The organism is Novosphingobium sp. KN65.2, assembly GCF_001368935.1.
Lineage (GTDB): Bacteria > Pseudomonadota > Alphaproteobacteria > Sphingomonadales > Sphingomonadaceae > Novosphingobium > Novosphingobium mathurense.
Map to the genome: position 1 here is coordinate 1 of NZ_CCBH010000185.1, position 1,126 is coordinate 1,126.

At 54.0% G+C, this 1,126-nt stretch carries 2 protein-coding genes; both read left to right on the top strand.

Annotated features, from left to right (window positions below; all coding sequences use genetic code 11):
- The coding region (locus SPHV1_RS18905) for a recombinase family protein (RefSeq protein ID WP_054947562.1) at window positions 1-458 on the top strand (458 nt) is incomplete at its 5' end.
- Window positions 459-746: 288 nt separating this feature from the next.
- Window positions 747-1,073, top strand: a complete 327-nt coding sequence (locus SPHV1_RS18910) for a single-stranded DNA-binding protein (protein WP_048575085.1) — start codon at window positions 747-749, stop codon at window positions 1,071-1,073.
- Window positions 1,074-1,126: the final 53 nt, after the last annotated feature.

A 1,126-nucleotide genomic window follows, 5' to 3' on the forward strand; every position in this document is an offset into this window, starting at 1 on the left:
AATCTTTGCAACAGAGCCCTGGCGAAGACGTGATTGTCGTTTGGCGGCTCGATCGCTTGGGGCGATCGGTCCATGACCTTATCGAGATCGGCAAGCGGTTCGAGGCACAGGGCCTCGGCTTCCGATCCATCAAAGAGAGCATGATTGATACAACCTCCGCATCGGGGCGGCTGTTTTATCACATGCTCGGCGCTTTCGCGCAGTTCGAGCGCGATGCCATGCTTGAGCGAACCATGGCTGGGATCGCCGCCGCCAAGGCGCGGGGAAAGAAGTTTGGTCGCCCCCCTTCCCTTAGCGATGAACAATGGAATCTCGCCCGCGAGCTGCTGACTGCCGATCCTCCCCGCAATGTGAGCGACATTGCAACTCTGCTGGGAGTGAGCCGACAAGCGATCTATCGTCGAATGGAGCGTGACCGGCTGAAAGCCAGTTCTGGAAATGAATGTGAAGTCGTTTAAACGCTTCCATGATAATATGCGGCGGTGTTGATAGTTGATCTATTGCTATCTAGAAGTAACCTATTGGATAATTTTATCGAAATTGCCATTTTTATGGTGACTTATCATTGCCCGATGCTATCGGTTTAGAGTTGCTTCGATACGGCTAGATGGGAAAAGTAAAAAAATGCAATGTGGGACATTGCGGCGGTTTCCACCTTCGGCGGACCCTCCGTTTTTTTACTTGTCCCCGCCTCAATCTCCGCTTCCGAACTAACCGTTAGCAACGGGTGAATGAAAGGAAGTTCCATGCGTAATTTGGCAAAGTTCGAGATTATCGGTCGCGTTGGTTCCATTCAGGCGAATGGCAATGTGACGCACCTAAAACTTGCCGCCAACTATCGCCGCAAGGAAGGTGATAACTGGACCGACGATACTTATTGGAATCGTGTCACTGTCTTTGGCGAAGGCACGCGCAAGTATATCTCCGACAAGCTCAATGTCGGCGATCTTGTCCGCGCAGCAGGCAGAATGCGCGACACGTCCTATGAGAAGGACGGGCAGACGATCTATGCAACTGACCGGGTTGTCGATGAATTTGGCATCCTCGCGTCAAAGGCAGGCAACGACGAATGACCGCGCCCTGGGCGAGCCACTGGCTCGCCCCTCCCCGCCCGCGCCCGGGCCCC